The organism is Candidatus Pelagibacter sp. uisw_138, assembly GCF_059512485.2.
The window spans coordinates 185,324-211,204 of record NZ_CM183453.2 but is presented as its reverse complement, the minus strand read 5'-3'; the positions used below and the strand labels follow the sequence as shown (position 1 = coordinate 211,204).

General features: G+C 30.0%; 31 protein-coding genes, 1 tRNA gene, 1 rRNA gene and 1 pseudogene. 11 read left to right on the top strand and 23 right to left on the bottom strand.

Going from position 1 to position 25,881, the window contains the following annotated elements; translation table 11 throughout:
- Position 1 precedes the first annotated feature (1 nt).
- The 16 genes from glmM to AC5YGC_RS01005 form a co-directional block, all read right to left on the bottom strand.
- Complete coding sequence (gene glmM, locus AC5YGC_RS01080; protein WP_496139819.1) at positions 2 to 1,333, bottom strand: phosphoglucosamine mutase; 1,332 nt, start codon at positions 1,331 to 1,333, stop codon at positions 2 to 4.
- Positions 1,333 to 2,109: a dihydropteroate synthase gene (gene folP, locus AC5YGC_RS01075; protein WP_496139818.1), complete on the bottom strand. Its 777-nt coding sequence runs from the start codon at positions 2,107 to 2,109 to the stop codon at positions 1,333 to 1,335. The genes glmM and folP overlap by 1 nt, the downstream gene beginning before the upstream one ends.
- A 281-nt stretch (positions 2,110 to 2,390) precedes the next feature.
- Entirely contained in the window at positions 2,391 to 4,277 is a 1,887-nt protein-coding gene (gene ftsH / locus AC5YGC_RS01070; protein ID WP_496140299.1) for an ATP-dependent zinc metalloprotease FtsH, read from the bottom strand.
- Between the two features lie 51 nt (positions 4,278 to 4,328).
- Complete coding sequence (tilS, locus tag AC5YGC_RS01065; protein ID WP_496139817.1) at positions 4,329 to 5,384, bottom strand: tRNA lysidine(34) synthetase TilS; 1,056 nt, start codon at positions 5,382 to 5,384, stop codon at positions 4,329 to 4,331.
- Positions 5,344 to 6,318: a tol-pal system protein YbgF gene (gene ybgF / locus AC5YGC_RS01060; protein ID WP_496139816.1), complete on the bottom strand. Its 975-nt coding sequence runs from the start codon at positions 6,316 to 6,318 to the stop codon at positions 5,344 to 5,346. The genes tilS and ybgF overlap by 41 nt, the downstream gene beginning before the upstream one ends.
- An 87-nt stretch (positions 6,319 to 6,405) precedes the next feature.
- Positions 6,406 to 6,891 (bottom strand): peptidoglycan-associated lipoprotein Pal, encoded by a 486-nt coding sequence (gene pal / locus AC5YGC_RS01055; RefSeq protein WP_496139815.1) that lies wholly within the window; start codon positions 6,889 to 6,891, stop codon positions 6,406 to 6,408.
- 85 nt (positions 6,892 to 6,976) lie between these two features.
- Complete coding sequence (tolB, locus tag AC5YGC_RS01050) at positions 6,977 to 8,317, bottom strand: Tol-Pal system beta propeller repeat protein TolB (RefSeq protein ID WP_496139814.1); 1,341 nt, start codon at positions 8,315 to 8,317, stop codon at positions 6,977 to 6,979.
- Positions 8,318 to 8,319: 2 nt separating this feature from the next.
- Complete coding sequence (tolA, locus tag AC5YGC_RS01045) at positions 8,320 to 9,129, bottom strand: cell envelope integrity protein TolA (protein ID WP_496139813.1); 810 nt, start codon at positions 9,127 to 9,129, stop codon at positions 8,320 to 8,322.
- 5 nt (positions 9,130 to 9,134) lie between these two features.
- The gene (tolR, locus tag AC5YGC_RS01040; RefSeq protein ID WP_415315467.1) at positions 9,135 to 9,551 is read right to left on the bottom strand and encodes a protein TolR; all 417 of its coding nucleotides are present in this window, start codon (positions 9,549 to 9,551) and stop codon (positions 9,135 to 9,137) included.
- A gap of 1 nt (position 9,552) precedes the next feature.
- Positions 9,553 to 10,227 carry a protein TolQ gene (gene tolQ / locus AC5YGC_RS01035; protein WP_496139812.1) on the bottom strand — a complete coding sequence of 225 codons (675 nt, stop codon included), beginning with the start codon at positions 10,225 to 10,227 and terminating at the stop codon, positions 9,553 to 9,555.
- Positions 10,228 to 10,280: 53 nt separating this feature from the next.
- Positions 10,281 to 10,775: a crossover junction endodeoxyribonuclease gene (locus tag AC5YGC_RS01030; RefSeq protein WP_496139810.1), complete on the bottom strand. Its 495-nt coding sequence runs from the start codon at positions 10,773 to 10,775 to the stop codon at positions 10,281 to 10,283.
- Positions 10,775 to 11,500: a YebC/PmpR family DNA-binding transcriptional regulator gene (locus AC5YGC_RS01025; protein WP_496139809.1), complete on the bottom strand. Its 726-nt coding sequence runs from the start codon at positions 11,498 to 11,500 to the stop codon at positions 10,775 to 10,777. Before AC5YGC_RS01025 ends, AC5YGC_RS01030 begins: the two co-directional genes overlap by 1 nt.
- 5 nt (positions 11,501 to 11,505) lie before the next feature.
- Positions 11,506 to 12,312, bottom strand: coding sequence for a TIGR00282 family metallophosphoesterase (locus AC5YGC_RS01020; RefSeq protein WP_496139808.1), 807 nt, complete (start codon positions 12,310 to 12,312; stop codon positions 11,506 to 11,508).
- Positions 12,309 to 12,854, bottom strand: coding sequence for a 5-formyltetrahydrofolate cyclo-ligase (locus AC5YGC_RS01015; protein WP_502314030.1), 546 nt, complete (start codon positions 12,852 to 12,854; stop codon positions 12,309 to 12,311). Before AC5YGC_RS01015 ends, AC5YGC_RS01020 begins: the two co-directional genes overlap by 4 nt.
- Before the next feature lie 4 nt (positions 12,855 to 12,858).
- Complete coding sequence (locus AC5YGC_RS01010) at positions 12,859 to 13,305, bottom strand: cell division protein ZapA (protein WP_496139807.1); 447 nt, start codon at positions 13,303 to 13,305, stop codon at positions 12,859 to 12,861.
- Positions 13,293 to 13,616, bottom strand: coding sequence for a 5-formyltetrahydrofolate cyclo-ligase (locus tag AC5YGC_RS01005; protein WP_496139806.1), 324 nt, complete (start codon positions 13,614 to 13,616; stop codon positions 13,293 to 13,295). The genes AC5YGC_RS01010 and AC5YGC_RS01005 overlap by 13 nt, the downstream gene beginning before the upstream one ends.
- Positions 13,617 to 13,669: 53 nt before the next feature.
- Between AC5YGC_RS01005 and tkt the strand changes: the two genes are divergently transcribed.
- The 11 genes from tkt to AC5YGC_RS00950 all read left to right on the top strand — a co-directional run bounded on the left by tkt (position 13,670) and on the right by AC5YGC_RS00950 (position 21,928).
- A complete protein-coding gene (gene tkt / locus AC5YGC_RS01000) occupies positions 13,670 to 15,628 on the top strand; it encodes a transketolase (protein ID WP_496139805.1) in 1,959 nt (652 codons plus the stop codon).
- A gap of 2 nt (positions 15,629 to 15,630) precedes the next feature.
- Positions 15,631 to 16,641: a type I glyceraldehyde-3-phosphate dehydrogenase gene (gene gap / locus AC5YGC_RS00995; RefSeq protein WP_496139804.1), complete on the top strand. Its 1,011-nt coding sequence runs from the start codon at positions 15,631 to 15,633 to the stop codon at positions 16,639 to 16,641.
- Positions 16,638 to 17,816, top strand: coding sequence for a phosphoglycerate kinase (locus AC5YGC_RS00990; RefSeq protein ID WP_496139803.1), 1,179 nt, complete (start codon positions 16,638 to 16,640; stop codon positions 17,814 to 17,816). Before gap ends, AC5YGC_RS00990 begins: the two co-directional genes overlap by 4 nt.
- Before the next feature lies 1 nt (position 17,817).
- On the top strand, positions 17,818 to 18,828 hold the full coding sequence (locus tag AC5YGC_RS00985; RefSeq protein WP_496139802.1) for a class I fructose-bisphosphate aldolase: 1,011 nt from the start codon (positions 17,818 to 17,820) through the stop codon (positions 18,826 to 18,828).
- The gene (gene thiE / locus AC5YGC_RS00980) at positions 18,815 to 19,438 is read left to right on the top strand and encodes a thiamine phosphate synthase (RefSeq protein ID WP_496139801.1); all 624 of its coding nucleotides are present in this window, start codon (positions 18,815 to 18,817) and stop codon (positions 19,436 to 19,438) included. The genes AC5YGC_RS00985 and thiE overlap by 14 nt, the downstream gene beginning before the upstream one ends.
- Positions 19,435 to 19,995, top strand: coding sequence for an elongation factor P (efp, locus tag AC5YGC_RS00975; RefSeq protein WP_415290798.1), 561 nt, complete (start codon positions 19,435 to 19,437; stop codon positions 19,993 to 19,995). The genes thiE and efp overlap by 4 nt, the downstream gene beginning before the upstream one ends.
- 5 nt (positions 19,996 to 20,000) lie before the next feature.
- Positions 20,001 to 20,741 (top strand): inositol monophosphatase family protein, encoded by a 741-nt coding sequence (locus AC5YGC_RS00970; RefSeq protein WP_496139800.1) that lies wholly within the window; start codon positions 20,001 to 20,003, stop codon positions 20,739 to 20,741.
- Positions 20,742 to 20,776: 35 nt separating this feature from the next.
- A complete protein-coding gene (gene rpmE / locus AC5YGC_RS00965) occupies positions 20,777 to 21,007 on the top strand; it encodes a 50S ribosomal protein L31 (RefSeq protein WP_271512504.1) in 231 nt (76 codons plus the stop codon).
- Complete coding sequence (locus AC5YGC_RS00960; RefSeq protein ID WP_496139799.1) at positions 21,008 to 21,595, top strand: cell cycle transcriptional regulator TrcR; 588 nt, start codon at positions 21,008 to 21,010, stop codon at positions 21,593 to 21,595.
- Positions 21,596 to 21,650: 55 nt separating this feature from the next.
- Positions 21,651 to 21,845, top strand: a complete 195-nt coding sequence (gene rpsU, locus AC5YGC_RS00955; protein WP_006997326.1) for a 30S ribosomal protein S21 — start codon at positions 21,651 to 21,653, stop codon at positions 21,843 to 21,845.
- A gap of 6 nt (positions 21,846 to 21,851) precedes the next feature.
- Positions 21,852 to 21,928 (top strand) — tRNA-Met (locus AC5YGC_RS00950).
- 18 nt (positions 21,929 to 21,946) lie between these two features.
- Here the strand turns inward: AC5YGC_RS00950 and AC5YGC_RS00945 are convergent.
- From AC5YGC_RS00945 to rrf, 7 genes and pseudogenes are all read right to left on the bottom strand, one after another.
- Positions 21,947 to 22,645 (bottom strand): transaldolase family protein, encoded by a 699-nt coding sequence (locus AC5YGC_RS00945; protein ID WP_496139798.1) that lies wholly within the window; start codon positions 22,643 to 22,645, stop codon positions 21,947 to 21,949.
- Positions 22,646 to 22,650: 5 nt separating this feature from the next.
- Complete coding sequence (locus AC5YGC_RS00940; RefSeq protein ID WP_496139797.1) at positions 22,651 to 24,045, bottom strand: NAD(P)(+) transhydrogenase (Re/Si-specific) subunit beta; 1,395 nt, start codon at positions 24,043 to 24,045, stop codon at positions 22,651 to 22,653.
- Between the two features lie 10 nt (positions 24,046 to 24,055).
- A pseudogene (locus tag AC5YGC_RS00935) lies at positions 24,056 to 24,355 on the bottom strand (proton-translocating transhydrogenase family protein); the annotation flags it as partial.
- 4 nt (positions 24,356 to 24,359) lie between these two features.
- A complete protein-coding gene (locus AC5YGC_RS00930; RefSeq protein ID WP_496139795.1) occupies positions 24,360 to 25,448 on the bottom strand; it encodes a Re/Si-specific NAD(P)(+) transhydrogenase subunit alpha in 1,089 nt (362 codons plus the stop codon).
- 9 nt (positions 25,449 to 25,457) lie between these two features.
- Positions 25,458 to 25,568, bottom strand: coding sequence for an aa3-type cytochrome c oxidase subunit IV (locus tag AC5YGC_RS00925; RefSeq protein ID WP_496139794.1), 111 nt, complete (start codon positions 25,566 to 25,568; stop codon positions 25,458 to 25,460).
- A gap of 5 nt (positions 25,569 to 25,573) precedes the next feature.
- Positions 25,574 to 25,699: a type B 50S ribosomal protein L36 gene (gene ykgO / locus AC5YGC_RS00920; RefSeq protein WP_006997331.1), complete on the bottom strand. Its 126-nt coding sequence runs from the start codon at positions 25,697 to 25,699 to the stop codon at positions 25,574 to 25,576.
- An 11-nt stretch (positions 25,700 to 25,710) separates the two neighbouring features.
- Positions 25,711 to 25,825: ribosomal RNA gene (rrf, locus tag AC5YGC_RS00915) — 5S ribosomal RNA — on the bottom strand.
- Positions 25,826 to 25,881 lie beyond the last annotated feature (56 nt).

The window sequence follows — 25,881 nt, the reverse complement described above, 5'->3', positions numbered from 1 at the left end:
TTTATTTAATTTTTTTTAATACAATTTTCAAACATTTTTGAAGTAATTTACTATTGTTGCTCTCTCCCATTACTCTGATTTTAGATTCAGTTCCTGAACTTCTAACTAATATTCTACCCTGTCCTTTAATTAATTTTTCTGCTAATTTTATAGAATTCTTAACATTGATATTTTTAATTATACTTTTGTCTTTAACGTTAACATTTTCCAATATTTGTGGAGTTTTCTTAAAGGTATTAAAAAAACTACTAGCTTTTTTTCCTTTTCTTAATGAAAATAAAACTTCTAAAGCAACTAACAGGCCATCTCCAGTAGTTGCAAATTTACCTAGAATAATATGTCCAGATTGCTCGCCACCTAAATTAAAATTATTTTTTTGCATTTTTTCTTTTACAAAACGATCTCCCACATCTGATCTTAAAAATTTTATATTATTTAGTTTAAAAAATTTTTCTAATCCATAGTTAGACATTAAGGTGCCAACCACTCCTCCTCTTAACATTTTTTTTCTTTTCCATCTAATTGCTATTGCAGCAATTATTTGATCTCCATCAATTATAATGCCTTTTTCATCACACATAATAATTCTATCAGCATCTCCATCAAGAGAGATTCCTATGTGTGCTTTATATTTTTTTACTGCAAATTTAATCTTATTTGGAAACGTAGAGCCACAATTTTTATTAATATTAAGCCCATTAGGATTTATCCCAATTGAAAATACTTTGGCACCTAAAGATTTTAGCAATTCAGGTCCAGCTTTGTATCCAGCGCCATTGGCACAATCAATAACTATTCTTAAACCCCTAAGATTAAAATCTTTTGGAAAATTTTTTTTTAAAATTTTTATATAATCTTTATTTCCAGTTTCTAACCTTTTTACCCGACCTAATTTCTTTGGTTGTGATAAAGATTTTTCAATTTTGTGATCAATTAAAGTCTCAATTTTTTTTTCAATTTTATTTGACAGTTTTAACCCGTTAGGTCCAAATAACTTTAACCCATTGTCATGATATGGATTATGGGATGCTGTAATCATAATTCCCATGTTTGCTTTCATTAGTTTTGTTAACATCGCTAAACCATTGGTTGGGAGTGGGCCTAATGTATAAACGTGCATGCCAGCCGATGTAAGTCCAGATACTAGCGCAGGTTCTAAGCTATACCCTGATAGTCTCGTATCTTTAGCAATTATTGCTATTTGTTTCTTTTTTTTTTGAGTTTTAAAATAAGTCCCTGTTGCAAGACCAAATTTGAAAAACATGTCTCCATTAATATATTTACTATTAACAGCACCTCTTATTCCATCTGTTCCAAAATATTTTTTTACCATCAGTTTTTTATTAACTCTTTAAATACCTTTATACTTTGTGTTAATTCATTCACATCATGAATTCTTAGAACCTGGACTCCTTGCATTATTGCGTACAAAGAAGAGGCCACTGTTCCACCTAATCTATCTTTGCTATCATTTTTTCCAGATAAATCTTTAATAAATTTTTTTCTAGAAAGTCCAAGTAGTATAGGAAAACCAAGAGTATGAAAAATAGAAACACTCCTAATTAAATTCATATTATGTTTCAAATTTTTTCCAAAACCAATCCCTGGATCAATCATGATATTATTGTGTTTTATGCCCATGGATATTAAAAATTTAATCTTTTGTTCAAAGAAATCGTAAATATCCAATAATTCATTATCATATTTAGGATTTTTTTGCATTTTTTCTGGTGTTCCTTGTGAATGTTGAATTACAAATGGAGTTCTGCTTTTTTTCAGTACCTCGACTGTCTTAGAGTCATAACTAAGCCCCGATACATCATTTATAAGTTTAACTCCTACCCGTATCCCTTTATTCATAATTTCTGATTTTCTTGTATCTAATGATAATGGAATTTTTTTATTAATATTTTTTAATATTTTTTTTAATCTATTCCATTCTTCTTTTTTACTTATAGGTTTAGATCCAGGTCTCGTTGACTCTCCACCAACATCAACAATGTCCGCCCCAGATTCAAATAAATTTTTTGCATGAGATATTCCTGTTTTCTTTTTATTAAACTTACCACCATCAGAAAAGCTATCTGGTGTTAAATTTAATATACCCATTATATTGGGAGTTTTATTAAAGTTTAAATTTGAAAAATTTTTATTTTTTTTAACAATAATCTTGAGATCTTTATTAATTTTTTCTTTCAGTGACTTAGATAATTTTTTTATATCCTTAAGATCAATTATTTTGACTGAAGTTCGTGTAAGGATTTCAATTTTTCCAAATGAAATTTTCTTATTACCGTTTAGTGGGAGATTTTTTTTTTTCTAACTAATTCAACCGAAGATTTACCATAAGCAAAATTACACACTCTTGTGTAATATTTTTTCATTTAGTTTTAATGAACTATTTTTGGCTTAAGACCCATTGAGCTTAAAGCTGAGCCTTTATCTTCATCTTGAACCTTTAAATCTTCTTTATTGCTTGGATATATGTTTTTATTTATCAGGTTTTCTATTTCTTCACCTGAAAGTGTTTCATAAGTCAAAAGAGCTTTAGCTAATTTGTGTAGATCGTCAATTTTTTCAGTTAAAACTGTTCTTGCTCTTTCATAACCCTTATCTACAATTTTTCTAATTTCTGAGTCTACTTTTTTTGAAGTTTCTTCAGACATATTTTGAGTTCTGGCAACAGATCTACCCAAAAATACTTCTTCTTCATTCGAGCCGTAAGCAACTGGTCCCAACTCTTTACTAAGGCCTGCTTGCATCACCATGGCTCTTGCTCTTTGTGTTGCTTGCTCAATATCACTAGATGCACCAGTTGTAACTTTATCTTCACCAAATATGATTTCTTCTGCTACTCTTCCACCCATAGCTATAGCTAATTGAGCATGAAGCTGTTCTCTTGTTTGGGATAGCTGATCTCTCTCAGGTAGCTGCATAACCATTCCTAAGGCTCGACCTCTTGGAATGATTGTTGCTTTATGAATTGGATGAGCTGCATCCTCATTAATAGTTACTATTGCATGTCCTGCTTCGTGGTAGGCTGTTAATGTTTTTTCTTCTTCAGTCATGACCATGGATCTTCTTTCTGACCCCATCATCACTTTATCTCTAGCTTCTTCAAACTCGGTTAGAGTAACTAGTCTTTTATTTTTTCTTGCAGCGAGTAATGCTGCTTCATTAACTATATTTGCTAAATCTGCACCTGAAAAACCAGGAGTTCCTCTAGCTACTGTTCTTAAATTAACATCAGGAGCCATTTTAATTTTTTTAACATGAACTTTTAATATTTTTTCTCTTCCTATTATATCTGGAAGTCCCACAACTACCTGTCTATCAAATCTACCTGGTCGTAATAATGCAGGATCTAATACATCAGGTCTATTTGTAGCCGCAATAATTATTACACCTTCATTCGTTTCAAAACCGTCCATTTCAACTAATAGTTGGTTTAAAGTTTGTTCTCTTTCATCATTACCTCCACCAAGCCCAGCCCCCCTACTTCTTCCAACAGCATCTATCTCATCTATGAAAATAATGCAGGGTGAATTTTTTTTACCTTGCTCAAACATGTCTCTAACTCTTGAGGCTCCAACACCTACAAACATTTCAACAAAATCTGATCCTGATATAGTAAAGAATGGAACTTCTGCTTCTCCAGCAATAGCTCTAGCAAGTAAAGTCTTACCCGTTCCAGGTTGACCAACTAATAAACATCCCCTTGGTATTTTTCCACCAAGTCTACTAAACTTTTTAGGATCTTTTAAAAATTGAACAACTTCTTCAACTTCTTCTTTAGCTTCTTCTACTCCAGCAACATCATCAAAAGTAACTTTACCTTTTAATTCATTCATCAATTTAGCCTTAGATTTACCAAAGCCCATGGCCCCACCTTTGCCACCTTGCATTTGTCTCATAAAGAAAATCCAAACAGCTATTAATAGTAACATTGGAAACCACGACAATAAAACTCCAAACAAAGAAGGCATCTTAGCTTCTATAGGAGCAGCTGATATACTTACACCTTTTTCAGATAGCTTCTCAATTAAATTTGGATAATTTGGTGAATAAGTAGAAAAAGTATTTCCATTAGCTAGCACCCCTCTAATATTGTTTCCTTGAATGTCTACTTTTACAACTCCACCATTATCAACTTCTGATAAAAATTCTGAAAATATAATAGAGTTTCCTTTGCCCACATTAGCTTGAGGGTTTTTAAACATATTATAAAGGCCTATTGTTAAAAAAACAATTACTGCCCACATGGCTAAATTCTTCATATTCATATTAATAAGATAATAATTATTATTAATTAAACAAGTGTCAAATTGTTACAAAACTTTAACTTTATTAGTGTTTTCTCTTGATATTAATATGGTCTCATTAATACTTTCAACAAAACAGCCTCCTAAAGTTATTTTTGAAAATGTCTTGAGGGTTATTCGATTGATCAACTCATTAATACTTTTTCCTCTAACAGGATAATATTTTTTTCCTATTTTTTGAATAATAAATGTCAAAGATCTAAAAACAACTTCATGAGATTGGTCAAAAAAATTATGATTTAAAATACAGGTACTTTTTGTTTTAATATGTACAGAATTATCCTTTAAATTTTTTTTAACATAAAACTTTATTGATCTGTCTGAGTCTCTTAAATTATCAATAGTTAATTTTAGTTTTTTTAAATCTAATCCCTCTTTTTCAAGAGATTCTAATAAGGTTCTAATTCTTGTTCTTTTATACACCTCATTAATATTGGATGGATCTTTGATAAAAAATTTAAATACTATTTTAGAAATATTAATTAAATCATTTTTTTCCAAGTTGAGTAATGGTCTTAAAATATTTAGATCTTCATCTTTGTATTTCACACTTTTGTTAAAAGATACCAGTCCATTTAACCCACTTCCTCTAACAACTCTAATTAGAAAATTTTCAAATAAATCATTTGAATGATGCCCTAACAGTAAGTGCTTAATATTATTTTTCTTACATTCTTTTGCCAGTAAAGAATATCTTGCCTCTCTTGCTAAAGATTGAATATTTGTAGAAGGTTTTTTACCTTTCCAACTTAATACTTTACATGTAATTCCAATTTTTTGTAAAATTTTTTTTACTGAGGCAGCTTCTTTTGTCGACTCAGGTCTGAGTTTATGATCAACTAAAAAAAATTTAACTATTATTTTATTTTTTATTGAATAGCATTTAGCCAAGTAAGATAGTGCCAAACTATCAGGTCCACCTGAAACTGCTACCGCTAAATTTTCTTTAGCATCTAAAGAGGAAGAGAATTCACTATAAACTTTAGAAATTTTTTGATTTTTTAAAAAACTAAGAATTTTTTTATGAGTTTTGTTTTGAGCACTCAAACTTTTTTGATTCATATTTTGCTTTTTGAAGCACAGATTGATTTGCTTTAGGATATTGCTCTTGAACTCCTACAATCATTTTACAACCTTGCTCTTTTTCTCCTATTTGAACCATTGATACACCAAGTTTTAATAAATTTATAGGAGCCTTGTCACCTTTTGGATATTTCTGATATCCCTCAAGGTAAGCAGTGGCGGCATCTGTATAGAGCTGCCTTATTCTAAAGGTTTCAGCGTACCAATATTGAGCATTACCTGCCAATTTATGCTCTGAATTTTTTATTACAAATTCTCTAAAGGCTCTTTCTGCAGTGCTATAGTCACCTACCTTTAAAAAACTGGTTGCAAATTCATATTGTTTTTCTGGAGAGGTATCTGGAAGTATATTTTTTTCTGATTCAAAGTTTTCTGTCACAATTGATGAAGTAGTTTCTACTGATTGTATTTGCTGACTAGTTTCTCCACTTTCTGTGTCTTTATATGAAATTGATCCCAAGTCTTGAGGTTGTGAAGAGCCTGGTAAAGTTTTGTTTGCTTGCTCCTTTGGTATTGAGGTTAATTTTGTTCCAACCTCTCCAGATGACAAAGCATTTTCCACATCTTGAAATCTAATTTGATTATCTGCTTGAACCTTAGAAAGCCTATTTGATAATTTATCTAACTTAAAGTTAATTTCTTCAAACTTATTAGTAAGCTCTTGAAATTGTTTTTCAACATCAGATAATTTTAAAAGATGCCTTGTTAAAACATCTTCAGAGTTTTCATTTGTGCTTTTTTGACTATTTGAATTAGTTGATCCTGAGTAAACAGCTCTTTCTAGAGTTTTTAAATCCTTTTGAATTAAATCTAAGATTTCATTTATATTATGGTTATCTGCAAAAATAATATTTGGAAAAAATATAAATACTAATATTAACTTTAATTGAATTATCTTTTTATAATTAAGCATAATAAACTGAGTAGTAATTATAATGATGGCAAAAAAAAGACCCTATTCACAAATGTGATAGGGTCTTTTAAGAATTATCTAGATTATTTAGTTAGCTTTAACAGTAACTGATCTTCTATTTTTAGACCAAGCTAAAGGGTTAGATCCAGAATCTACTGGTCTTTCTTTACCATAACTTAATACAGAAATTCTGTCTGAAGAAATTCCATAAGTCATTAAATAGTCTTTTGCTGAATTAGCTCTTCTTTCACCTAATGCCAAGTTGTACTCTCTTGTACCTCTTTCATCAGCGTGACCTTCTAATACAACATTAATATCTGAATTCTTTCTTAACCATCCGGCTTGTTTTCTTAAAGTTTCTCTTGAAGCTGTTGTTAGTACAATTTCATTAGTTGCAAAGAAAACTCTATCTGGAACACCTTTGGCTAACTCTTTTACGGTATCTGTGCCCGTATAAGTGTCACCCTGCATTTGTCCTGTTGTTGTAGATGTTTTTTTTGTTGCACAAGCTGTTAAAACTAAACTTGCCAATATTATTAGAAATGCATTCTTTAAAATTTTACTTAAGTTCATTATTGCTCCTTAAATCTTATTTGATTTACATACTTTTTCACAACTAATTAGATGTTTCAAGATAAAAAATCAAGCTTTTTAAAGACTAATTGCTTAATAATGATGACCATGATGGGTCAGATGCATCTGTTTCAGTTTCAACCATTTTTTCATTATACCCTGTTAAATCAATAGACCACAATTTAGCTGAAAATCCTTCTCCTTTTGAATTCGTCTTAGTCTCTCTGTAAAAGATAAGCACTCTCCCATTTGGAGACCATGATGGAGCTTCTTGGTAAAAGTTCTCTGTTAACAGTCTTTCACCTTTTCCGTCTGTTCTCATTACTCCAATGTAAAATTTTCCTTTATGAAGCTTGGTAAATGCAATTAAATCACCTCTTGGAGACCACACTGGAGTTCCATACAATCCATTTCCAAATGAAATTCTCTTAACGTTTTTTCCATTACTGTCCATTACATAGATTTGTTGGTAGCCACTTCTGTCTGAGTTAAAAGTAATTCGTTTTCCATCTGGTGAATAAGACGGTGATGTATCAATTGATGGATGATTGGTAACTCTTTCAACAATTCTATTTTCAAGATCCATTGTATAAATATCAGAATTACCATCTTTAGCAAAACTCATTATTATTTTTTTTCCATCAGGTGAAAACCTTGGAGCAAATGTCATTCCAGGAAAATCTCCAACTACTTCTTGCATTCCAGTTTCTATATCAAGCAAATAAACTCTCGGTAAATTTCTAAAATAAGAAAGATATGTAACCATTTGATTGGTTGGACTAAATCTTGGTGTTAAAACTAATTCATTTCCAAGTGTTAAATATTTATTATTAAAACCATCTTGATCCATTATTGCTAATTTTTTTATTCTGTTAGTCTTTGGGCCTTCTTCAGCAATATAAATTATTCTGGTATCAAAATAACCTTTTTCACCAGTCAAACGCTCATAAACTTTATCGGTTATTATATGACCTACTCTTCTCCAGTTACTAGGAACGGTAGTAAATGCTAAAGCCATCATTTCTTTTCCAGCTAAAACATCCCATAATCTAAATTCTACTCTTAGCTTTTCATCTACAAACGTAACCTTGCCTGTTACTAAAGCTTGTGCTTTAATTAAATTCCAATCCTCAAACCTTGGTTTTAAATTGGCTACGTCTGGCTCTTGAAGAAATGCATTTTTGTCTAGTGGATTAAATAGACCAGATTGTCTTAAATTATTTTCAACAATTATTGAAATTTCTGATCCAAGATCTTCTTTTTTTAAAATTTTTTTAAAATTTTCTTTTGATTCATTGTCTATTGATAAAGGGGATACAGCAACTGGTAGAGGATTTAAATTTCCTCTAGTAATATCAACTTCAATTAAAGCAAAAGCTTTAATGGGAATAATAATAAATAATATAAATAAATATCTTAATAACATTTTTATCCTTCTAACATTTCTCTAGCATCAAAGTTTAGCTGCATATCTTTCCATCTTTCATAACCTGTACTAGGCACTCTAAGAGGTTGGCAAAGTTTTATAGCTCTTAATGCACTTTCAGCTAATACTTTATAAAATCCCTGTCCAGGCCTATTCATTCTAGCATGATCAAGAATCTCAGTTTTTATAATAGAGCCATCTGGCTTTAATTGTAACTTAATTCTAACTAATAAATCTTCGTTAAAAGGTAACCCTAGAGGAATACTCCAGCAACCAAAAATTTGAGCTTTTAGAGCATCTTCTTCACTTAAAGTTAATCCAGCAAAATCCATTTCTTTATCTTGATCTTGGGTAACTTTATCAGATTTTTTATTTGTTTCTGCACTCTCAGTCTTAGATTTATCAATTAATGCTGCGATACTATTGGTGTCAAATAGTTCTTTTTTTTCAAATTCTGAAATTTGTTTAATTTCTGTCTCTTCTTTTTCTGGGTTTTGTTTTTCATCTTTAATTTTTTTTATTTTTTCTATTTTTTCATCTGGCAATGGAACAGCATCCGGCTTTTGTTTTTTTATTTTTTTTGGTGGTGCCTGTTCAGAAACTAATTTTTTTTCTTTTTCTTTAACTTTTTCTATTATTTTTTTTGCTTTAGGTGCAAAAGGAATATTCGTTTTGTCTGTGATTTGAATCAGCTCAACTGATATAATTGGAGGAAGATCAATCGGTTTTTTAGCAAGGAATGGTAAGCTCATAGCTGTAATCATCACAAGAAATACATGAAGCCCAAAAGAAATAACAACATTTCTATTCACTTTAGTTACCTTTCTTTATATGGCTCAGAAATTAATGCTACTTTAGTAAAGCCTGAACCAGATAGCATCCCCATTATTTCTAAAACTCTACCATAGTTTATTGATTTGTCTCCTCGGACATAAATTCTAGTGTCTGTTCTATTTTTAGATACAGCTAAAATTTTTGCTATTATTTTATCATACTCAACTTTAGACTCTTGAATAAATATTTCACCTTTAGAATTTATAGATAATGTTAATGGTTCTAATTCTTCAGGTAATGAGTCTGCAGAGCTTTCGGGTAAATCAACTTGTATTCCAACTGTTAATAATGGTGCTGTTACCATAAATATAATTAATAACACCAACATTACATCAACAAATGGAGTAACATTTATTTCACTCATAGGCTCTTTTGATGAACGATTGAGTTTAAAAGTCATTTTATATTATTGATAAAAATCTTTTAGAAAAATTCTCTAATCTTTGTGAATATTTTTTTGAGTCATTATTAAATTTATTGTAAGCAACAACCGCAGGTATTGCAGCCAATAATCCAAGAGCAGTTGCAAATAAGGCTTCTGCTATTCCTGGTGCTACAATTGCTAAACTTGTATTTCTTGAGATTGCTATAGATTGAAATGAGTTCATTATTCCCCATACAGTTCCGAACAAACCTATAAAAGGTGCTGTTGAACCAACAGTTGCTAAAAAAGTAAAACCTTTGTCTATTTTTGAAATTTGTTTTTCAATGTTAACTTCAAGTATACTTGCCATTCTTTCATTTAGGTTAGTTTTACTTTTGACTTTTAATAAGCTTTGCATTGTATCTTTAAACAATAAAGCTGTTGGGTTTTCTACATCAGCTGGCAAACTATTATAAAAAGTTTCTGCCGATTTTGATTTCCAAAATTTTTCTTCGAATTCTTCAGATTCTAGATTGATTTTTTTAAATAGTCTAAATTTTTCAATAATAACAGCCCATGAGTATATAGAACAACCAATCAACATAAGTATTACTGACTTTACAATAAAGTCTGCTCTTAAAAATAAATTCCACAAAGAAAAATCAGTATTTGAGGCAAGGCCTACTGCTTGAGATGTAATATCTGCTTCCATATTTAAGGTTTCACACTAAAATGTGTCATGAATTTGACTTTTAAAATCTTAATTTATTCTTCTAGTTTGTAGGTTTCGTAATAAAAGCTAGCAATTAATATTGCATCAGCTTTATTTGAGTCTTTTTTTCTTGATAACTCTGATGAAAAATAAGGAAATACCTCTATTGCTTTTGTTCTACTGGCATCTTTTTCTGAATTAATAAGGTTAAAATACTTTTTCCATTTAGTTGGCCTTACAAAATACATTGGTAATTGCATTGCAGAACAGATTCCTTTTAAGATACCAAATGATTGTCCAAAATTAAACATACTAGTAACACCCTGACCTGGCATTGCTGATACTTGCTCAATTATAACTTTAATATGTTCTTTTTTTATATCTTTAATCCTTGAGGAAATTTCATAATAAATTTGTGCACCATTAACTTGTTTCTTATTTTTTTTCCCTTCTGGCATATTGGGCATTTCAATAACATCAATTATTTTGCCATCTTGAAAAAAGCAAATAGAACCTGTTATTCCTGGATCTATTCCAATAATAAGCATTAACTATTATTAAAGTTTATGTTTGAATAAACACTTTGAACATCATCATCATCTTCTAATGTTTCTAAAAACTCTATTGCAGCTTCCACTTTATCTTTTTCAACATCTACACTATTTAAGGGAACCCATTCAATCTCTGTTGAAATAAAATTTGCAATTGTTTTTTCTAAGTTTTTTTTTACATTATAAATTTCGCTCATAGGACATTGAATTTCATGAAATTCATTATTTGAAATACATTCATCTGCACCAGATTCAATTGCTAGTTCAAAAATTTGTTCATCTGAGATTTCTTTTTTATCAATTTTGATAATCCCTAACTGATTAAAGTTATGTGACGCAGAACCCTGAGTCCCTAAATTACCTCCACTTTTTACAAATATGGATCTAACATTGGAAGCTGTTCTGTTTTTATTGTCGGTTAACGCTTCTACGATCACAGCTATTTTATCTGGACCAAATCCTTCATATCTTAAATTTTCATAATTTGTTTCAGAGTTAGCAGAAGATTTGGCAATAGCTCTTTCAATATTATCTTTTGGCATGTTAGCTGACTTTGCTGCTTGAATTGCCGACCTAAGTCTTGGGTTCATTGCAGGGTCTTTATCACCTAGTTTTGCTGCTACACTTATCTCTTTAGATAATTTCGAAAATACTTTAGATCTTTGTTTATCTGCTTTTCCCTTAGAGTGTTTTATACTTGCCCATTTTGAATGACCCGACATAATAATTATTGAGAATTTTTTAATTCTCCTCCATATATAAAATTTTCTACATTTTTAGCTAACCCAGTTTCTATATCACATTCAACAATCACACCACACAAACTAGCTTCACCAATTGATGGAAAGTGCTTTGTAGACTTTTTTTTTAAAAACCTATTAATTGAATTCTCTTTATTCATTCCAATAACTGAATCGTAGTCACCACACATTCCTGCATCTGTTTGATAAGCAGTACCACCTTTTAATATTCTAGTATCATTTGTTGGAATATGTGTGTGAGTTCCAACAACCAATGTTGCTTTTCCATCAAAAAAATGACCCATAGCTGTCTTTTCACTTGTTATTTCTCCATGAAAATCGACTAATAGAAAATCATAATCTTCTTTAAGCTTATATTTTTTCATAAATTTTTCAGCTGCTTCAAATACATCTTCACACTTCTTCATAAAAACATTTCCCATCAAATTAAGCACTCCCACTCTCATCTCATTTTTAGTAGTAAATATTCCAAAGCCTTTTCCTGGAGATGGTTCAAATAAATTTTTAGGTCTAAGAAGTCGATTTTCTTTTTCAATATGAGACATGGTTTCTTTCTGATCCCACACATGATTGCCCGTTGTAATAACATCTACCCCACAATTAAAAAAATCTTTACATATTTCCTCTGTAAGACCAGCACCTGAGTCAGCTGCATTCTCACCATTAACAACTACAAAATCAATTTTTTCATTTTTAATTTTTGAGAGTAAATTATTCAGAAGCATCGATCGCCCTGAAATGCCAACTACATCACCTAAGAAAAGTATTTTCATTTTATAATATGTTTATTTGTTACAATATAATCTAATTTTTCATCATACATGTTAATTGGCACTTTATCAATTTCTTGAACAGAAAAAGCTAAACCTATCTTTATAATATTTTTTTTTTTTGATAATTTTTCAATTAATCGATCGTAATATCCACCACCATATCCAAGTCTGTTCAAATTTTTATCAAATGCTACCAAGGGAATTAATAAAACATCTGGGTAAACTATATTTTTGTTTTCTGGTTCAGGTATCCCGTATTTACTTATTTTTAAAGGCTCAGAGAATGACCATGAATAAAAATCCATTTGAAAGTTTTTCTTAATTACAGGCAAAGAAATATTAAATTTATTCTTTTTAAATTTTCTTAACAGTTCCAAGTCATCTATCTCAAAGTTTACTGGATAGTATCCACCTATAATCTTATTGGTTATCTTTTCTTTTTTGAGAATTTTTATGATTTGGTTAAAGTTGAGCTGAATATTTTTTGTATTAAATTTTTGCCTAACTTTAAGAATTTTCTTTCTTAATTTAGACTTTAACACAAATCTACTGAACTGGATTTTCTAAATTTGCTTTTTCGACAAAGCTTTCAATTTCATCTGTGGCTGCTTCGATTATTTTTTCATAATCTTCTTTATTTTTTTCTATTTCTTTTTTAAAACTCTCATGATCTTGCTGTAATTCTTTCATCTCATTTTCTTTTTTATCTCTGTAATCATAAACTAATGATTTCAATTCTCTAAATTTATTTGATAAATTTTCAATTTCAGTTTTTTTTTGTGCTACTTTTTTTTTAGTTTCAAAATATTCGTCCATTATTTGAACTGAGGTGATTAATAGAAGTTTATTTTCACCTATGTTTCCTAGATCATTCTTTAAATTGCTAAATTTTTCATTAATATGAGTTAACAACTCTTCTAAATGCTCTTCTTGTCCATCATCACAAGATAGAAGGAATTCCTTACCATTAAATTTAATATTTACATTTGCCATTTGTCTATTTCTTCTAACAAAGTATCTGTTTCTTGATTTAATTCATCTATTTTTTCTGAAAATTCTGTCTCTTTTTTTTGTTCTTCTATTTTTTGCTGGTTAATATCTTCTAATTTTTGATTAAGAGCTTTGTATTCACTTTCTAAATTTTGATATTTTTTTTCGATTTGATTTTTTTCAATTTCTAATTGATTTTTTTGAATGTTTAAGTTTTCTAAATTAGACTTTAATGTCGGGTTTTGTAAATTTAAACTCTTCAATCTATTAAGTGCAAAACTAAGCTTTTTTTCTTTTTCACTGTCTGTTTTCATATATATATATTTATATTATTAAATTGAGTCTTCTAAGTCTAGATAGGATATTTTTGAACAAATTACATAAAGATTTATCGAACGCAATAAGGTTTTTATCAATAGATGCTGTACAAAAAGCAAATTCGGGCCACCCTGGGATGCCAATGGGTATGGCAGATGTAGCAACAGTTTTATTTAAAGATTTTCTTAGATTTAATCCAAAAAATCCTAACTGGCTAAATAGAGATAGATTTGTTTTATCTGCCGGTCATGGGTCTATGCTTCTTTACTCTTTATTACATTTAACTGGGTACAAAAGTATTTCCTTGAATGATATTAAAAATTTTAGACAATTAAAATCTATTTGTGCGGGTCACCCCGAATATCACCCTGGTACTGGTATTGAAACGACGACAGGTCCCCTTGGGCAAGGAATTGCTAATTCAGTTGGGTTTGCTATTGCAGAAGAAATTTTAAGGAAAAAATTAGGTAAAGAAATGATAAACCATAAAACTTATGTTTTAGCTGGAGACGGATGTTTGATGGAAGGTATTAGCCATGAAGCAATGAGTTTAGCAGGACACTTGAAGTTAAAGAATCTAGTTATGCTTTTTGATAATAACTCAATATCAATTGATGGACCAACTAATTTGGCAGTTTCAGATAATTTCAAAAAGAGATTTGAAAGTTATGGTTGGGATTACATACTGATTAATGGTCATAATGAAAAAGAAATTTTTGCTGCATTAAAAAAAGTTCAAAATGCAAAAAGACCAACTGTTATTTCATGTAAAACAAAAATTGGGTATGGCTCACCTAATAAATCTGGCAAAGCCTCTTCGCATGGTAGTCCAATTGGCTTAGATGAAATCGAATTAGTTAGAAAGAGTTTAGATTGGAAATATAAACCTTTTGAAATTCCTAAAAGTATTTTAAATGAATGGAGAAAGATTGGTAACAAGGGTGCAAAACTAGATTCTACATGGAATAAAATTTATAAAAGAGAAAAAAATTTAGTAGATAAAGTCTTTAAAAATAATTTCTCTAAAGCTTTAGAAAATGAAAAGCAAAATTCTCTTAAAGAAAACAAAAGTCTAGCCTCAAGAAAAGCTTCCGAGTTAACCCTCAATGCTCTTACGAAAGAAAATAATACATTAATTGGTGGTTCAGCTGACTTAGCGGGATCTAATAACACCAAGACAAAACATCATATTGCTATTAATTCTGGTAATTTTAATGGTGATTATATTCACTATGGCGTTAGAGAGCACGCCATGTCTGGAATAATGAATGGATTAGCGCTTCATAGTAAATTTATTCCATATGGGGGAACTTTTTTAATATTTTCTGATTATTGCAAACCTTCCATTCGTTTATCCGCTTTAATGCAACAACGTGTTATTTATGTAATGACCCATGACTCAATTGGCTTAGGTGAGGACGGACCAACACACCAACCTATAGAACAACTATCTGGATTAAGATCTATTCCTAATTTAAATGTTTTTAGACCAGCAGACAGAATGGAAACTATCGAGTGTTGGGAATTAGCATTAAAAAACTTGAAGACACCAAGTGTCTTATCTTTAACTAGACAAAATCTTGAACCTATTAGAAAAAAATATTTAAATATAAACAAATGTTCTTTAGGTGCTTATGAGGTTTTAAGAACTAATAAAAAAATTATTTTAACAATATTTGCTAGTGGTTCTGAGGTTAATTTAGCAATTAAAACTAGCCATAAATTAGCCAAAGATAAGATATACTCTAAGGTAGTGTCAGTACCATGCCAAGATATTTTTGATTTACAGTCAAAATCATATAAGAAAAAAATTCTTGATGAAGCCAAATTTAAAATATCTATTGAAGCTGCCTCAACAGATTGTTGGAAAAAATATATTGGAACTGAGGGTTTAGCTTTTGGAATAGATACATTTGGTAAAAGCGCGCCATACAAAGAAATTTACAAATATTTTGGATTAACAGTTCAAAATATTTCACAAAAAACTAAGAAACTAATAAAGAGTTAAATATGACAATAAAAGTTGGTATCAATGGAATGGGAAGAATTGGCAGAATGGTAATTAGGGCTATCATTGAAAGCCAAAACAAAAACATAGAAATCAAACACATCAATAACCGATCAAACTCTGAAGCAAGTTGTTCTTTAATTAAATACGATTCTATTCATGGTAAATTTAATGCAGATTTAAATTATGATGAAAAACATTTAATTATTAATAATAATAAAATAACATTTTCACAAGAATCTAATATTGAAGATATCAACTGGAAAAAATTTGATGTTGATTATGTTTTTGAATGTACTGGAAAATTCAACTCAAAAGAAAAATTATTAGCTCATATAAAAAATGGGGCTAAAAAAGTTATAGTTTCTGCTCCATGCAAAAATGCAGATAAGACAATTGTCTATGGAGTAAATGAAAATATTTTGACAAAAGACGATCAAATTATTTCTGCAGCCTCTTGTACAACTAATTGTCTTGCACCTGTTGCTAATATTTTAAATGAAACCTTTGAAATTGAAAAAGGGTTTATGACAACTATTCATGCTTTCACTAGTGATCAAAGAATTTTAGACAATTCCCATAAAGACCCTAGAAGAGCAAGATCTGCCAGTCAATCTATTGTACCGACTTCTACAGGTGCTTCAAAAGCAATTGGTGAAATTATACCATCATTAAAAGGGAAACTTGAAGGTATTGCAATGAGAGTGCCAACCCCAAATGTATCGCTTATAGAGCTAGTTTTTTGTACAAAAAAAGAGATGAGCAAAGAAACAATTAATGAGGCGTTTACTATCGCCTCTAAAGAACAATCAAAAAAAGTTTTAGAAGTTACACTCGAAAAATTAGTTTCAATTGATTTTAATCATAATTCAGCTTCGGCAATTGTTGATTTATCTTTAACTAATGTGGTTGGTAGAAATATGGGAAAAATTTCAGCGTGGTATGATAATGAATGGGGTTTTTCAAATAGAATGTGTGACATAGCAGAACATCTTCATCAAATCTCTCAATGAGAAGTATTAAAGATGAGACCAATCTTAATCAAAAAAAAGTGTTACTTAGGTTAGATTTAAATGTTCCATTAGATAATGGAAAAATTACTGACACTACTCGAATAGATAAAATTTTACCTACTATTAATTTTTTATTAAAAAGTGAAGCAAAAATCATAATACTATCTCATGTGGGTAGACCAAAAGGCAAGATTGTAAAAGAACTCTCCCTTAAACCAATATGTGAAGATCTAAAAAATAAACTAAATGAAAATATAAGATTAGTTTCAAAAAGTATAAAAGAAATTAAATCTACTGATTTATTTAATGAACATGATGAAAAAATTGTAATACTTGAAAATCTTAGGTTTTATGAAGAAGAAGAAAAAAATGATAATGGTTTTGCGAAGCATTTAGCAAGTCTATCTGATATCTATGTTAATGATGCTTTCTCATGCTCTCATAGGGCTCATGCCTCAATTGTTGAAATCACTAAATTTATTCCTTCATATGCTGGTCTTCAATTAAATTTAGAAATTAATGCACTAACTAAAATTACATCTGAAATTCAAAGACCTATAACATGCATCATAGGTGGTTCTAAAATATCCTCTAAGATTAATATTATTAAGAATTTAATTGCTAAATTTGATAATATTATAATAGTTGGTGGGATGGCTAATAATATACTCAAATATAAAGAGTATGAAATTGGAAAATCTATTCAAGAAGATAACTGTGATAAAATTATTGAAGAAATATTTTCTTTATCAAAAAAAGAAAACTGTAAGATAATTTATCCTGAAGATGTTACCGTAGGAAAAAGCTTAGAAGGATCAGCTGAAATAAAAGAACTTAATAATATTTCTAAAGATGAATTAATTTTAGATATTGGCCCTAAAACAATTAAGGCTATTAATTTATTAATTGAAGAAAGTAGTACTATCTTATGGAATGGGCCTGCTGGTTATTTTGAAAATCCTAATTTTGCTAAAGGAAGTATTGAAATAGCAAAAAAAATTGTTGAAAAAAATAAGAATAATACAATTTACTCAGTTGTAGGCGGTGGTGATACCATTTCTCTTTTGAATAACATTGGAGCAACTGGCAATTTTAACTTTGTTTCAACTGCGGGTGGTGCTTTTTTAGAATACCTTGAAGGAAAAGAACTAGCTGGTATAAAAGCTCTTAATTAACATGTCAGAACTTAACAAAATTGCATTAAAAATACTATCTAATGGTAAAGGAATCCTTGCGGCAGACGAAAGCAATGGAACCATGACTAAAAGATTAGAGTCAGTTAATGTACCGTCTAGCCCAGAAAATAGACTTCTATTTAGAGAAACTCTTTTTTCTGCAAGTGGAATGAAAGATTTTATTGGTGGTGTTATTTTGTATGATGAAACCATCAACCAAACATCTAGCTTAAAACAGACTATTCCAGAACTAATTTCAAAGTCTGGAGCAGTTCCAGGAATTAAAGTTGATACAGGTGCAAAAATTCTAGCAGGCTCTCATCAGGAAAAAATTACAGAAGGTTTAGATGGTTTAAGAGAAAGACTAAAGAACTATTATAAACTTGGAGCAAGATTTACAAAGTGGAGAGGCGTTTATAATATTTCAGATAAATATCCAAGCAAACTATCTATGCACTCTAATGCTCATGTACTGGCAAGATATTCAGCTTTAGTTCAAGAATGTGGAATGGTTCCAATTGTAGAACCTGAAGTTTTAATGGATGGAGATCATTCTGCTGAAACTTGTTTTAATAAAACCTCTGAAGTTATTAAAAAATGCTTTGAAGAATTAATGATTCACAAAATTGACTTAAGTGGAATAATTTTAAAACCTAACATGATTTTACCAGGAACTACTTCTGATAAAAAGATATCAAGTGAAGAAGTTGCAAAACTTACTTTAAAATGCCTAAAAGAAAATGTACCAACTGATGTGCCTGGAATTGCTTTTTTATCTGGTGGGCAAACAGAAATCGAAGCTACAGAGAATTTAAACCTAATTAATAAGTATAATGACACAAATTTTATTATGACCTATTCATATGGTAGAGCTTTACAACAAAGTGCGCTTAAATTTTGGTCAAAAGATATTAACAATACTAGTGGCACTCAAAAAGTCTTTAATCACAGAGCAAATATGTGTACACTTGCAGCTCAAGGCAAATGGTCAAAAGAACTTGAAGCAAAATAAAATAAATAAGAAATTTGTTTATCTAATTTCTCCAAATAAAATACCTGATATAAATTTTTACGATGATTTAGCTCTTATATTAAGTTCAAAAAAAATAAATTTTTTTCAACTGAGACTTAAAAAAGAAACAAATTCAAATAGATTAATTATCGGAAGGAAAGTTAAGAAAATTTGTAATAAATACAAAGTTAAATTTTTAATCAACGACGACCCCTTACTTGCTAAAAAATTGAATGCGGACGGTTGTCATCTAGGTCAAAAGGATATGGATTTGATAAAAGCTAGAAAAATACTGAAGAACAAAATTATTGGCGTGACCTGTCATAATTCTATTAATCTAGCAAAGAGAGCTATTAATGATGGCGCTGATTATTTAGCTTTTGGTGCATTTTATGCAACCAAAACCAAGATTGTTAAATATAGAGCTAGTTTAAATGTATTAAAATCTATTAAAAAAATAACGTCCTTACCAATTGTGGCTATTGGCGGCATAAAACTAAATAATTATAAAAAACTTTTATTGAATAAAGCTAACTTTTTAGCTATTTCAGGCTACATTTGGAATAATAAAAAATACAAACCATTAGAAGCTATTAAAAAATTAAAATGAAATTATACGCAAGTGAAATTAGAGTTGGAATGTTAATTGAATATAAAAATGACCTTTGGCAAGTCTTAAAAACACAACATGTGAAACCTGGTAAAGGTGGTGCTTTTGCTCAAGTTGAGATGAAAAGTGTGAATAAAAATACAAAATTAAATGAAAGATTTAGATCAAGCGAGTCTGTTGAAAAAGCTTCATTAGATGAAACAAAGTTTAATTATCTTTATGGTGATGAAACTGATTATTATTTCATGGACCCAAAATCTTACGAACAAATTAATATTAAAAAAGAAACTATTGGAGAGAAAGGTAAAATGTTAACAGAAAACTTAGAAGTCAGTATAAGTTTTTATAATGAAAAACCTTTAACAGTTGAGCTACCCAATCAAGTAACGTGCACGATTGATACAACCGATGTTGCTTTGAAAGGGCAAACAGTTTCCTCTTCTTACAAACCTGCAACTTTAGATAATGGAGTAAATATTCAAGTTCCTCCATTTATTGAAAGCGGAGATAAAATCATAGTTGATACTAGAACTATGGAATATGTCAAAAAAATATAAATCATATGCAATCGATATCAGCCAATCTAAATGTTATGATAAAGGCTGCAGAAAAAGCATCTAGAGCTTTAATTAGAGATTTTGGAGAAATAGAAAAGCTACAAGTTTCAATCAAAGGACCTACTGATTTTGTATCAAATGCCGATTTAAAAGCTGAGAAAATAATTATAGAGGAATTAAAAAAAGCAAGACCCTACTATTCTATTATTAGTGAAGAAGATGGTTCTGAAACTAATAAAGATAAAGAACACACATGGATAATAGATCCTATAGATGGCACTACAAATTTTTTGCATGGCGTTCCTCACTTTGCAATATCAATTGCTTTAAAATCTGGTGATGAAATAGTTTCGGGATTAATTTATGATCCAATAAAAGATGAAATGTTTTATGCTGAAAAAGAAAATGGTGCATTCTTTAACAATCAAAGAATTAGAGTATCAAAAAAAAAGGACCTTAATAGCTGTTTGTTTGCTACAGGCGGTGTAGCTAAAAATGAAGTCGATTTACCTTTAAGAAAATCTGGAAGTGCAGCACTTGACATTGCCTACGTTGCAGCCGGGAGATATGATGGTTATTTTCAAAATGATCTAAAGTTATGGGATATAGCTGCTGGTATAATATTAGTAAAAGAGGCAGGTGGCTTAATTAATGAAATTGACCTCTCACAAAATAAAGACATCAAAATAAGAGCTTCTAGCATGGCAATTAACGATAAAATGCTTGAAAAATTAAAGAACTTTTAATTGTTTTATAAAATTCTTTTGCTATAAGTCTCGATATGAAAAAAGACATACACCCAAACTACCATACAATTAAAGTAGAAATGACTGATGGAACTCAATTTGAAACAAGATCAACTTGGGGAAAAGAAGGAGAAGTTTTAAAATTAGAAATAGATCCAAAATCTCATGCTGCTTGGACAGGTGGAAAGCAAAAACTAATGGACAAGGGTCGTGTAAGCAAATTCAATAAAAAATTCCAAAACTTCAGATCAGAAAAGAAAGATTAAATGTCAAACGTACCATTAATGCCAATGGCAACAGCTGTTTGGTTAGTAGAAAATACAACACTTACTTTCAAACAAATTTCAAAGTTTTGTAATTTACATGAAGTTGAAGTTCAAGGTATCGCGGATGGTGAAGTTGCAAAAGGAATAATGGCTTATAATCCGATTATATCAGGTCAGCTTACTAGAGAAGAAATTGAACTAGCATCTAAAGATGAAAATAAAGAATTACAGATGAAAAATACTGATATTGAAATTTCAACTGAAGATAAAAAAATTAAAAAATATATTCCTTTATCTAAAAGACAAGATAAACCAGATTCAGCTTTGTGGTTAATCAAACATCATTCATTACTAAAAGATTCACAAATAGCAAAACTAGTTGGAATAACCAAGGCTTCTGTTACTGCAATTAAAAATAAAAGTTATTGGAATTATAATAATTTAAACCCTAAGGACCCTGTAGCATTAGGGCTGTTTTCTCAAAAAGATCTAATTGATGCTATTGAAAAAGCTGAAAGAAGAATAAAAAAAGAAAAAAAGGAAAAAGAGAAAGCAAAACTAACAAGAGAAGTTTCGAACATTGAATAATTTTAATAGACACCAAAATTATATGATGGTACTTAAACATTCTTAAAAAATATTTATGAAAATAGAAGTTAAAGATAACAATATTGAACAAGCACTTAGAGTTCTTAAAAGAAAATTACAAAGAGATGGTTTTTTTAAAGTAGTAAAATTAAAAAGTGTTTACGAAAAACCTTCTGAAAAGAAAAAAAGAATTTTACAAGAAAATATTAAAAGAGTTAAAAAGCTTAATAAACTTAAAAACAGAATTTAAATATACCGCGGGGTGGAGCAGTCTGGTAGCTCGTCAGGCTCATAACCTGAAGGTCGGCGGTTCAAATCCGTCCCCCGCAACCAATTTCACTAACAAATTAATTAAATTTTAAACCTAGATTTTTTACTATCAACTAAAAATGCTTTAACAGTTTCTTTGGTAAGTTGATCAAATGTTTTCCCAAAATTTTCAATTTTTTCAATAGTTGTTGGTGGGATAGTTATAATATGACAACCCAATTGTTTTGCTTGTAAAAAATTATAGGGCTCTCTAACACTCGCCCAAAGTATCTCTACATTTTTAAATTTCTTTGCTAAAGCTATACTTTTTTTAATTTCTGGAACTGGGTCTTTACCAGTATCTCCTGCTCTACCAGCAAATATTGAAATTATAACTTTAGTCTTCTTATTAATTAATTTTAGAATTTTTTCTGTTTGTTTTGCACTATAAATTGCTGTGATATTAAGTTTAATATTTAAATTATTAAGCTCTTTAATAATATTTCCCATAAAAACACCTTTGGAGTTCGCAACTGGAACTTTTACATAAACATTTTTCCCCCAAGTATTAATCTGAAGAGCTTGTTTTTTCATTTCCTTATATTCATCAGCAAACACCTCTAGTGAAACAGGTTTATTGTTGCAAATTTTTAATATTTTCTTTGAATATGATTTATAATCTTTAGCTCCAGCTTTTCTCATTAAGCTAGGATTGGTCGTAAAACCTTTAACTATTTTTTTTTTATTGAACTTCTTTATTAAATCTAGTTCTGCAATGTCACAAAATATTTTTGTAGTCATTAATTTTAAAGGTTTTTAGTTATATCCTCAGTCATTTTTTTTGCATCTGCAAATAACATTAATGTATTATCCTTGTAAAACAATTCATTATCAATTCCAGCGTATCCAGGAGATAAACTTCTCTTTACAAATAATACTGATTTACATTTTTCAACATCTAACACTGGCATCCCATAAATTGGACTTTGTGGATCTGTTTTCGCAACTGGATTGGTTACATCATTTGCCCCAATTACAAATGCAACATCTGCATTAGCAAAATCATTATTAATTTCCTCAAGTTCAAAAACTTCATCGTAGGGAACATTGGCTTCAGCTAACAATACATTCATGTGACCTGGCATTCTCCCTGCAACAGGATGAATTGCATAAGTAACTTTAATATCATTTTTCTTTAAAGTATCCACCATCTCTCTTAGTGCGTGTTGTGCTTGAGCAACAGCCATACCATATCCCGGAACAATTATAACTGATGATGCATTTTTCATTAAAAAGGCTGCATCTTCTGCATTACCACTCTTAACTGGTCTTTGTTCTTTATTTCCTGTTGATGCAGATTGTTCTGTTGCACCAAATCCTCCTAGAATTACATTAAAGAAAGAGCGATTCATGCCTTTACACATTATGTAAGATAAGATTGCGCCAGAAGACCCAACAAGCGCACCTGTTATAATTAATGCACTATTTTCTAAAGTAAAACCAATTCCTGCAGCTGCCCAACCAGAGTATGAATTTAGCATTGAAATTACCACTGGCATATCTGCTCCACCAATTGGAATGATTAATAAAAATCCTATTAAAAATGAAACTGCCAATAATATCCAAAAAAAGTTAGATGATTGAGATGAGCATAGTAGATAGGTCAAAGCTATAATTGAAATTAATAACAAAGCGTTGAGGAAATGTTGACCCCTGAATGTAATTGGCGACCCTGACATTATTCCTTGAAGTTTTAAAAAAGCAATTATTGAGCCTGAGAATGTTATCGCACCAACTGTAGCTCCAATTGACATTTCAATTAAACTTGCAAGTTTAATATCTCCAGGAGATCCTAGATTAAATGCTTCTGGATTTAAAAAAGCTGAGATTGCAACAAATACTGCTGATAGCCCAACTAAGCTATGGAAGCCTGCTACTAATTCTGGCATGGCTGTCATTGGTATTTTGTAAGCTATAAACGCTCCTATAAGTCCTCCAACCAGTAAAAAAATTAGTACATAAATTAGTCCACTTGAGAAACTTCCAACTGATAAAAAAGTAACAGTAATGGCTATCACCATACCCAAAATTCCAAAGAAATTACCTTGTCTTGAAGTTTCTGGTGATGAAAGACCTCTTAATGCCAATATAAATAAAACTCCAGAAATTAAATAAAATATTGCTGATAAATTTGCTGACATAATTATTTATCTTTCTTTTTTTTTTATACATTTGAAGCATTCTTTGAGTGACTAAAAACCCACCAAATATGTTAACAGCTGCAAGTGATATTGATAAAAATCCTAAAATATTAGAAACTGTAAAAACATTATCTGAGCTTCCTGCTAAACCTGCAATTATAGCACCAACAATAATTACTGATGATATAGCATTAGTAACTGACATTAATGGTGTGTGCAAAGATGGAGTTACACTCCACACAACATAATAACCAATAAAAATTGATAAAATAAATATGCTTAATCTAAATATAAAAGGGTCTATTTCCATAAATCTATTTAATCAATGTTTTTTCAATTATCTCATCTTCTAAATTAATATCAATTTTTTTATTTTCTTTATCATACAAATTTGACACAAAATTGAATACATTTTTTGAATAAAGATTTGAAGCTGAAACAGGAAGTTTATTAAGGATGTTTGTTTCACCCATAATTTTTACTCCATTTTTAATTACAATTTTATCAACTTCAGTAAACTCTGAATTACCACCTTGAATTGCTGCCAAATCATAAATCACAGAGCCTGATTGCATATTGTCAATCATAGAGCCTTTAATAATTAATGGAGCTTTTTTACCTGGAATTAAAGCAGTGCATATTACAATATCAATTTTCTTTAGAGTTTCAGCTAAAAGATCTTCTTGTTTTTTCTTAAATTCTTCAGATGCTTCTTTTGCGTAACCACCCTCTGTTTCTAGATTTTCAGATCCTTCAACAGTTAAAAATTTTCCACCTAAGCTTTCAACTTGTTCTTTTGAGGCCATTCTTACATCTGTTGCAAATACGATAGCACCCATTCTTTTTGCTGTTGCAATTGCCTGAAGACCAGCCACACCCGCACCTACAACCAATACTTTTGCTGCTGGAATTGTACCTGCTGCTGTCATCATCATTGGTATTGCTTTTTCAAAATTTGCGAATGACTCTATTACCGCTTTGTAACCAGCAAGATTTGCTTGTGAAGAAAGAATATCCATTGATTGGGCTCTGGTTATTCTTGGTAACATTTCTAAAGAAAAAAAATTAATATTTTTTTTAGATAAATTTTCTATTTTTTCTCTATTTGCATAGGGATTTAATACACCAACAAGTGTTTGGTTTTTTTTCAAATTTAAAAGGTTTTCATCAGATAGCAATCCTAACTGAATAATAATATTAGCTTTACTTAATATTTCTGTTTTGTTAGCAGAGATTTCAACACCCAGCTCTTTGTAGTCACTATCTTTAAAGCCTAAATGTTCACCGTATTTTTCAGCTAAAGAGATTTCAAAACCAAGAGCTATATACTTTTTTGCAATCTCAGGAGTAATTGCAATTCTTTTTTCTACTAATTGATTTTCTAAAATTGAAGCGATTCTCATAAGAGAACTCTACAGCAAGAATATTGTCATTAAAACCAAAACACTTATAACAGCGACAGTTCCCCACAATACAAATTTTGTAAAATTATTCCAAGTATTTTTATGGTTTTCATTATCCATAAAAATTACTTCTGTCTTGCTTTAAACTTCGGGTTTGTTTTATTAATTATATAAACTCTACCTCTTCTTCTAACTAATTTAGAATTAAGGTCTCTTTTTTTTAATGATTTTAATGAGCTTTTAATTTTCATAATTTTTTTTTAGCCGGCAATGTCCTACTCTTCCGTGTCTTAAGACAAAGTACCATTGGCGCTGAAGGGCTTGACTTCCGAGTTCGGAATGGGATCGGGTATTACCCCTTCGCAATAATCACCGGCGGTAGTCTTATACCTAAATTATTTTAATTGTAAACAAGCTTTTAACAAATAAATTC

Excerpts from the sequence above, each read along its gene's own strand:
- glmM (WP_496139819.1), bottom strand. The coding sequence starts at position 1,333 with ATGGTAAAAAAATATTTTGGAACAGATGGAATAAGAGGTGCTGTTAAT.
- folP (WP_496139818.1), bottom strand. The coding sequence starts at position 2,109 with ATGGGTATATTAAATTTAACACCAGATAGCTTTTCTGATGGTGGTAAG.
- ftsH (WP_496140299.1), bottom strand. The coding sequence starts at position 4,277 with ATGAAGAATTTAGCCATGTGGGCAGTAATTGTTTTTTTAACAATAGGC.
- tilS (WP_496139817.1), bottom strand. The coding sequence starts at position 5,384 with ATGAATCAAAAAAGTTTGAGTGCTCAAAACAAAACTCATAAAAAAATT.
- ybgF (WP_496139816.1), bottom strand. The coding sequence starts at position 6,318 with ATGCTTAATTATAAAAAGATAATTCAATTAAAGTTAATATTAGTATTT.
- pal (WP_496139815.1), bottom strand. The coding sequence starts at position 6,891 with ATGAACTTAAGTAAAATTTTAAAGAATGCATTTCTAATAATATTGGCA.
- tolB (WP_496139814.1), bottom strand. The coding sequence starts at position 8,317 with ATGTTATTAAGATATTTATTTATATTATTTATTATTATTCCCATTAAA.
- tolR (WP_415315467.1), bottom strand. The coding sequence starts at position 9,551 with ATGACTTTTAAACTCAATCGTTCATCAAAAGAGCCTATGAGTGAAATA.
- tolQ (WP_496139812.1), bottom strand. The coding sequence starts at position 10,227 with ATGGAAGCAGATATTACATCTCAAGCAGTAGGCCTTGCCTCAAATACT.
- AC5YGC_RS01030 (WP_496139810.1), bottom strand. The coding sequence starts at position 10,775 with ATGCTTATTATTGGAATAGATCCAGGAATAACAGGTTCTATTTGCTTT.
- AC5YGC_RS01025 (WP_496139809.1), bottom strand. The coding sequence starts at position 11,500 with ATGTCGGGTCATTCAAAATGGGCAAGTATAAAACACTCTAAGGGAAAA.
- AC5YGC_RS01020 (WP_496139808.1), bottom strand. The coding sequence starts at position 12,312 with ATGAAAATACTTTTCTTAGGTGATGTAGTTGGCATTTCAGGGCGATCG.
- AC5YGC_RS01010 (WP_496139807.1), bottom strand. The coding sequence starts at position 13,305 with ATGGCAAATGTAAATATTAAATTTAATGGTAAGGAATTCCTTCTATCT.
- AC5YGC_RS01005 (WP_496139806.1), bottom strand. The coding sequence starts at position 13,616 with ATGAAAACAGACAGTGAAAAAGAAAAAAAGCTTAGTTTTGCACTTAAT.
- gap (WP_496139804.1), top strand. The coding sequence starts at position 15,631 with ATGACAATAAAAGTTGGTATCAATGGAATGGGAAGAATTGGCAGAATG.
- AC5YGC_RS00990 (WP_496139803.1), top strand. The coding sequence starts at position 16,638 with ATGAGAAGTATTAAAGATGAGACCAATCTTAATCAAAAAAAAGTGTTA.
- AC5YGC_RS00985 (WP_496139802.1), top strand. The coding sequence starts at position 17,818 with ATGTCAGAACTTAACAAAATTGCATTAAAAATACTATCTAATGGTAAA.
- efp (WP_415290798.1), top strand. The coding sequence starts at position 19,435 with ATGAAATTATACGCAAGTGAAATTAGAGTTGGAATGTTAATTGAATAT.
- AC5YGC_RS00970 (WP_496139800.1), top strand. The coding sequence starts at position 20,001 with ATGCAATCGATATCAGCCAATCTAAATGTTATGATAAAGGCTGCAGAA.
- rpmE (WP_271512504.1), top strand. The coding sequence starts at position 20,777 with ATGAAAAAAGACATACACCCAAACTACCATACAATTAAAGTAGAAATG.
- AC5YGC_RS00960 (WP_496139799.1), top strand. The coding sequence starts at position 21,008 with ATGTCAAACGTACCATTAATGCCAATGGCAACAGCTGTTTGGTTAGTA.
- rpsU (WP_006997326.1), top strand. The coding sequence starts at position 21,651 with ATGAAAATAGAAGTTAAAGATAACAATATTGAACAAGCACTTAGAGTT.
- AC5YGC_RS00945 (WP_496139798.1), bottom strand. The coding sequence starts at position 22,645 with ATGACTACAAAAATATTTTGTGACATTGCAGAACTAGATTTAATAAAG.
- AC5YGC_RS00940 (WP_496139797.1), bottom strand. The coding sequence starts at position 24,045 with ATGTCAGCAAATTTATCAGCAATATTTTATTTAATTTCTGGAGTTTTA.
- AC5YGC_RS00930 (WP_496139795.1), bottom strand. The coding sequence starts at position 25,448 with ATGAGAATCGCTTCAATTTTAGAAAATCAATTAGTAGAAAAAAGAATT.
- AC5YGC_RS00925 (WP_496139794.1), bottom strand. The coding sequence starts at position 25,568 with ATGGATAATGAAAACCATAAAAATACTTGGAATAATTTTACAAAATTT.
- ykgO (WP_006997331.1), bottom strand. The coding sequence starts at position 25,699 with ATGAAAATTAAAAGCTCATTAAAATCATTAAAAAAAAGAGACCTTAAT.